This is a genomic window from Pedococcus sp. P2_E4 (genome assembly GCF_056403935.1).
In genome coordinates this window covers 99,444-106,222 of the sequence record NZ_JBFUEO010000010.1, presented here as the reverse complement: position 1 = coordinate 106,222, position 6,779 = coordinate 99,444, and the positions used below count along the sequence as shown (strand labels likewise).

Annotated in this window: 6 protein-coding genes; 2 read left to right on the top strand and 4 right to left on the bottom strand. The window is 71.6% G+C overall.

Annotation, left to right across the window (positions count from 1 at the left end; genetic code table 11):
* Window positions 1-1,205: HNH endonuclease signature motif containing protein (locus AC1DV7_RS07500; RefSeq protein ID WP_477596140.1), on the top strand; the 1,205-nt coding region annotated here is incomplete at its 5' end.
* Between the two features lie 169 nt (window positions 1,206-1,374).
* On the opposite strand, the gene AC1DV7_RS07495 is transcribed toward AC1DV7_RS07500, so the two are convergent.
* The 4 genes from AC1DV7_RS07495 to AC1DV7_RS07480 all read right to left on the bottom strand — a co-directional run bounded on the left by AC1DV7_RS07495 (window position 1,375) and on the right by AC1DV7_RS07480 (window position 4,523).
* On the bottom strand, window positions 1,375-2,274 hold the full coding sequence (locus tag AC1DV7_RS07495; protein WP_477596138.1) for a hypothetical protein: 900 nt from the start codon (window positions 2,272-2,274) through the stop codon (window positions 1,375-1,377).
* An 18-nt stretch (window positions 2,275-2,292) separates the two neighbouring features.
* Window positions 2,293-3,825, bottom strand: coding sequence for a glycosyltransferase family 2 protein (locus AC1DV7_RS07490; RefSeq protein ID WP_477596136.1), 1,533 nt, complete (start codon window positions 3,823-3,825; stop codon window positions 2,293-2,295).
* Complete coding sequence (locus AC1DV7_RS07485) at window positions 3,822-4,307, bottom strand: archaeosortase/exosortase family protein (RefSeq protein ID WP_477596135.1); 486 nt, start codon at window positions 4,305-4,307, stop codon at window positions 3,822-3,824. Before AC1DV7_RS07485 ends, AC1DV7_RS07490 begins: the two co-directional genes overlap by 4 nt.
* Before the next feature lie 66 nt (window positions 4,308-4,373).
* Window positions 4,374-4,523: a hypothetical protein gene (locus AC1DV7_RS07480; protein WP_477596133.1), complete on the bottom strand. Its 150-nt coding sequence runs from the start codon at window positions 4,521-4,523 to the stop codon at window positions 4,374-4,376.
* Between the two features lie 124 nt (window positions 4,524-4,647).
* On the opposite strand from AC1DV7_RS07480, the gene AC1DV7_RS07475 reads away from it, so the two are divergent.
* Window positions 4,648-6,753, top strand: a complete 2,106-nt coding sequence (locus tag AC1DV7_RS07475; RefSeq protein WP_477596131.1) for an NAD(+) synthase — start codon at window positions 4,648-4,650, stop codon at window positions 6,751-6,753.
* Window positions 6,754-6,779: the final 26 nt, after the last annotated feature.

Here is a 6,779-nt window from a genome sequence, read left to right as displayed (position 1 = left end):
GTGGCGGCGGTCCCGAGGGGCTGGCCGGGCTCTTGTCGGAGGTCGACGCGTTGGGTGGCGCGTGCGACGTGGCGCGGGTGATGGTGACGGCCGAGGCGATGGGCCGGGGGGAGACCTCCGGTGGGTCGGCGGCGTTGACGGTCACCCAGTGGGTGCGGTGTCATGCGCCGTCGACCCGGGCAGGTGGGGCGCGGCAGGTGGTGGAGCTGGCGGCGGCGTTCGGCAAGCCGGTCAATGCGCCGGTGGCCGAGGCGGTGCGGGCGGGGGTGTTGCCGGTGCGGTCCGCTGCCGCGGTCGTGGTCGAGGCCGACAAGCTGCGCCCGCTGCTGACCGGCGGGGCCGAGCCGCACGTGCTGGCGGGGCTGATCGCGATGGCGGCCGAGCACGGGCCCCGCGGCTGCCGACTGGTGCGGCCGGCGCTGCTGGCCCGACACGGCCGCCAGGACGTCCTGCAACGCGAGCAGGACGCCGCCAAGGCGTTCGTGTCGCTGTCCCAGCCGCAGGACTGCCCGACCGGCATCTACGACTACCACCTGACCCTCGACACCGAGGGCAAGGCGGTCCTGGAGGCGGCCCTCGGACCCCTCTCGGCACCGCGCGGCGTCGACGGCGAACGTGACCTGCGGACCTCGGACCGCCGGCGCGGTGACGCGCTCATCGCGCTGGTGCGCCGGGCGGTGGCCGCGGACGACAGCGTGGGCAAGAACGCCAAGACCACGCTGCTGGTGACGATGGACTGGGCGTCGCTGCGCGATGCCACCGGGGCCGGTACGACGTTGGGTGGGCTCGACACCGGCACCCACCTGGCGCCGGAGACGGTGCGCCGGTTAGCGTGCGACGCCTCCGTGGTCCCGGTCGTGCTGGGGTCAAGGGGTGAGGTGCTCGACCTGGGCCGCACGGTCCGGTTCTTCACCCCCGCCCAAACCAGACGGCTGTGGCTGCGGGACGGCGGGTGCACCTACCCCGGGTGCGGGGCCCCACCCGCCTGGACCGACGGACATCACCTGGTGCACTGGGCCGACTTCGGCACCTCGGACCTGGCAAACGCCGCCCTGGTGTGCGAGCGGCACCACACCATCGTCCACCAGCGACGCCTCGCCGGGCAGGTCGTGACCGGTCCGGAGGGTGACCGGGTGCAGTGGGACCTGACCCGCGGCTCCTACGACCAGCTGCTCGCGCGGCGCGCCGCGCAGGAACCAGCGTGACCCCGCCCCACACCCGCCGACCCCGGCGGGGCCGGCGGCATGCCCACGGTCGGTCAGTGGGCGACCGCACTGTGGAGGTCGGCAACCGCAGCCGGGCAGTGAGGGTCGTGCCACAGGCGGGCGGATCTGCGACAGGCGATGCCGGCGGAGCCGCGGCGACGCCGGGATGTCAGCTGGAGACCACTGGGCGGCGGGCGCGGTGACGACGTACACCAGCGATTCCGGCAGTCATCACTCCCGCCGTACCCAGTGCGACGACCAGACCCTCGAGCGGGAGCATCGGGACGTCCTTGGTGAGGGCGTTGGCCCCGCAGGTGACCTTGCCGATGTCGAGGGACAGGATCGAGCTGTTGGGGCCGAGGCCGATGTGCAGCGCGGTGGCGGAGGTGGTCGGGCCGGTCGTGTCGACCTGGTTCAGCGCGACGCTGAGGACGGAGCTGAACGGTGCCGGGATGCTGACCGGCTGGTTCACGTTGAGCGGGATGGTCACGGCAGGGCCAGGAATCCCGAAGACGGTGGACTGGGCGACGATCTTGACGTTCGCCAGGGTGGAACCTGCCGAGAAGCCAGTCGCCGAGTCGGCCTGCGCGGCAGTGCAGAACGCGTACAACGAGCTCGCCTCGAGCCGGAACGTGAAGCCCGTCCCGGCCACGGAGAACGACGGCAGGTTGACGATGGCGGGTCCGCTGGTGCTCGCGACACAGGTGCCATCGGCTCCGACGGTCAGCCCCCCTCCCGTGCCCACGATCCCGCCACACGCGGCGGACGTCCCGGCGGCCGAAGCGATGGCGGTCTGGGCATAGACGCCGGTGTTCGTCAGGCTCTGGCCCGGGATCAGGGGGATGGCGCCGCTGAGGCTGCTGGTCGTCGTCGGGGTGCTGCCGTCATTGGCTGCGCCGGACACCGGGATGAGCGGGGTGGACAGGGCCGCGATGTTGATCGCTGACGCCGTCGACTGGCTCACGGTGGCGGCGTGGGCCGCCACGGCCGTCCCGAGCACGACGGCCAGCGCGGCGGCCGTCGCAGCCGTCGCCCTGCCCAGTGCGGTCTGGAGACGGGTTGTGTTCATGGTTCCTCCGGGTGTCAGTTATCGCTGGGCGATGACGGGCTGGGCAGCGGACTGGACGGCAGGGTGACTGCCGCGGTGGACGGCGGGGTGGACGGCGGGGTGGACGGCGGGGTGGACGGCGGGGTGGACGGCGGGGTGGACGGCGGGGTGGACGGCGGGGTGGACGGCGGGGTGAACGGCGGGCTGCTCGCGGACGGTGGGGTCCGGTTCGCGGTGGCGGAGCACGCGCGCCGTCTTCACCCAGTCGCCCCGCGATCGCAGGATCCGCCAGGCTCCGCGCCAGACGGCGGCGACCATCACGAAGGTGTAGAGCCAGTACGTGAGGCCCAGGACGAGCGCCCGACCACGGCTGACCGTCGGCTCGCCGCGGCGGTAGACCGCGGCCCAGATCGCGATGGGCGCGACGCCGAAGAGGACGACCAGCGGGATCAGACCCCAGGCGCCCGAGGCGAACCACTCCTGCACCCCACCAGGGGTGTGGACGGCGAACCAGCCGATCGAGACACCCGCCGCGACGTAGACGACCGTGCCGAGCAGTTGCGTCCACGGGACGAGGAGGAAGTACGCGATCTCGATCGCCGACGGCGTGCTGATCCGGGGGCTGGCGAGCACCGCCTTCAGGTACTTCGCGCACTGCATGCCGCCCTGGGCCCATCGCGTCCGCTGCCGGAGCAGGGCCCTGACGTCGGGCAGTCCCTCCTGGGCCACCCAGGTGTCGTCGCAGTAGCGGTTCCGTCGGCCGGTGAGCAGGACGTGCAGGCCCAGCTCGAAGTCCTCGAGCAGGGAGCCGTGCCAGGGAGTGCCGTGGCCCTCGGCGATGGTGTCGAGCGTGCTGAGCCGGGAGAACTGGCCGTTGCCACCCATGCCGGCGCTGCCGAGTCGGTGACGGAGGTGCTGCATCGCGGCGATGACTGTCCGGAACTCAAGGTCCTGGAGCGTCACGAGCAGCCGCCCGAAACCGGTGTCGGCCACGGGGTCGTCAGCATCCGGCCCGGCGAGGCCGCGGTTGAGCATGCGCACCTGCACCTGGACCGCGCCGACCTCAGGATCGCCGAACCCACCGTCACCTGAGATCACGGCGAGGGCGTCGAGGGCCAGCCGACCGTCAGCGTCCAGGACGCCGACGACGACCCTGGCGGGGTCGTGGTCGGGCAGGGTTGCCGACAGCCATGCCCGCAGGTGCGTCCACGCGTCGTTGAGCGCGTCCCCCTTGCCCCGTTGGGCGACCGGGTGCCGGCGGCTCACCACGTGGACGTGCCCGTCGTGCTGTGCGAGACGGCTCAGCAGTTCGGGGGTCGAGTCGGTGGACGCGTCGTCGATGCACCAGACATGGGCCAAGGGGTGGTCGGCCCGCAGGCGCCCCACCGACCGGGCGACGACCTGCTCCTCGTTGAGGCAGGGGACGAAGAAGTGCCATGAGAAGTCCTCCGGTCGCCCGAGCCGGGCGGGCGGGCGCCGCAGGTACGGGATGAGAATCGCCGCGACATACGCGAGGAAGACGATGCACAGCACCAAGGCGAGCAGGTCGACCTGCGGAGAGACGCGAGTCATGACGCCGCGGGGATGCGTGGCTGCGGGGCGAACAGGCGGACGAACACGATGGCGCCGAGGACGAAGCCGATCGTCGTGATCGCAGAGCCGAAGAACACGTGCGAGACCTCGTAGCCGCGGTCGAAGCCCCACCGCATCATCGCCACGACGATCACCAGGATCCGCAGCTGGTTGGCCAGGACGAAGATGGCGACGAGGACGACTGCGCTGGCCAGCACGCGCCGGGCCCGCACGGCGCGCAGGTGCGCGATCGGGGACGCGAGCAGGAGGAACACGCCCAGCAGGGGCCCCACGCTGCACCCGGGACTCAGGGTGACTCCAGCCCGCTGGCCGTCGATCGGGAACAGCACGGCCGTCTGCAGGTGGACGGCATCCACGCCCAAACGCTCGAGCATCCAGTGCTGGACGGAAGCCTCGAGCATGCATGCCTGACGGGTCACGGTGAGCAGTGCCGCACCGAAGGCGAAGAGTGCTCCGCTCACCAGGAGACGACGGATCCGGAGGGCTCGGCTGCGGCCCGGTCGCTCCGGCTTCAGCGACACGGTGAGCTACCGGTGGCGAACTGCGACGACTCGGAACAACCCGAGCCCGAGCACCACCAGTGCAACCGCCACGACCACCGTCACCGCAGTGTCGAAGCCCGTGGCCGCGAGCGCCGGCACCGAGCCGACAGTCACCACTGCGCCAGACCTGTACATCGTCATCCTCTGCCCTGAGGTCCACCCACTCGGTCGACTCACCCCATACAGACGCACGACTGGGCTGAGCGTGACGCCACTCCGCGAACACATCTGGCGACCGACGCTCTGACAGACTCGGACCATGGACCACGGGCCCGCGCAGTCTGACTTCCTGTCCGCGTACCGCCACGGCTTCGCGCGCGTGGCAGCGGCCACGCTGCCCGTCGCGCTCGGCGACCCCGCGCGCAACGCCGAGACGACGATCGCGCAGGTCAGGGCGCTGCACGACGACGGGGTCGCGGTGGCGCTGTTCCCGGAGCTGGGGCTGTCCGGCTACGCGATCGACGACCTGCTGCTCCAGGACGTGCTGCTCGACGAGGTGGACCGCGCCGTCGTCACCGTGGCCAGAGCCACCGCGAAGCTGCTGCCGGTCGTCGTGGTCGGCGCCCCGCTGCGTCACGGCAACCGGCTGTTCAACTGTGCCGTCGTGATCCACCGCGGTGAGGTGCTCGGCGTCGTGCCCAAGTCCAACCTCCCCAACTACCGCGAGTTCTACGAGAAGCGCCACTTCGCCCCCGGCGATGACACCCGCGGTGACTTCTTCCACGCGCCGCACTGGCCGGGCGCCGACGAGGAGGGCGACCTCCCCTTCGGTCCCGACCTCGTCTTCGAGGCCGAGGACGTGCCCGGGCTCGCCGTCCACGTCGAGATCTGCGAGGACATGTGGGTGCCGGTGCCGCCGAGCGCCAAGGCCGCGCTGGCGGGCGCCACCGTGCTGCTCAACCTCTCGGCGTCGCCGATCACCGTGGGTCGTGCCGAGGACCGGCACCTGCTCGCCCGCTCCGCGAGCTCCCGGTGCAACGCCGCCTACCTGTATGCCGCGGCGTCCGGTGGGGAGTCCACGACCGACCTGTCGTGGGACGGCATGACGATGGTCTACGAGCTGGGCGACCTGCTCGGCCAGACCGAGCGCTTCCCGCACGGCCCGCAGGCGACCGTGGTCGACGTCGACCTCGACCGGCTGCGCCAGGAACGGATCCGCCAGGGGTCGTTCGACGACAACCGCCGCACCGAGGGGGTCGACGCCGCCGACGGGGCCGACTTCCGCACCCTCGGGTTCTTCCTCAAGCCCCCGACGGGCGACCTCGGGCTCCGCCGCAAGGTCGACCGGTTCCCGTTCGTGCCCGACGACGCGGACCGCCTCGCACTCGACTGCTACGAGGCCTACAACATCCAGGTGTCAGGCCTCGAGCAGCGGCTGCGGGCGATGTCCACCGACAGCTGGGCGCCCAAGATCGTCATCGGCGTCAGCGGAGGGCTGGACTCCACTCATGCATTGATCGTGGCCGCCAAGGCGATGGACCGGCTCGACCGCCCGCGCACCGACATCATCGGCTTCACGATGCCGGGCTTCGCCACGACGGAGGGGACCCGCAGCAACGCCATCCACCTGATGGAGTCGCTCGGCATCACGTGGGAGGAGCTCGACATCAAGCCGGCCGCCACGCAGATGCTCAAGGGCCTGGGCCACCCCGCGGGCGACGGAGAGGCCGTCTACGACGTGACCTTCGAGAACGTCCAGGCCGGTCTGCGCACCGACTTCCTGTTCCGGGCCGCCAACCAGCGCGGTGGGATCGTGCTCGGCACCGGCGACCTGTCCGAGCTGGCACTGGGCTGGTGCACGTACGGCGTCGGCGACCAGATGTCGCACTACGGCGTGAACGGCGGCGTGCCCAAGACCCTGATGCAGCACCTCATCCGCTGGGTCGTGAGCAGCGGCCAGTTCGAGGGCGAGGTCAACGACACGCTCACCGAGATCCTCGACCAGGAGATCAGCCCCGAGCTCGTGCCCACCGAGCCGGGCGAGAAGATCCAGTCCACCGAGGACACCGTCGGCCCCTACGCGCTGCAGGACTTCACGCTCTACCACGTCCTGCGACGCGGCTACCGCCCCAGCAAGATCGCCTTCCTCGCGATGCACGCGTGGGCGGACGCGGCCGCCGGCGACTGGCCGGCTGGCTACCCCGAGGGCCGGCGCACGGCATACGACCTCGCGACGATCCGGCACTGGCTGGAGGTCTTCGTCACCCGCTTCTTCGCCAACCAGTTCAAGCGCTCCGCGCTGCCGAACGGCCCGAAGGTCGTCGCCGGGGGGTCGCTGTCGCCGCGCGGCGACTGGCGGATGCCGTCCGACGTCGCGGCCCGGGCCTGGCTCGAGGAGCTGCGCAGGAACGTCCCCGAGGCCTGACGGCCGATCCTGACCACCTCCGAGGG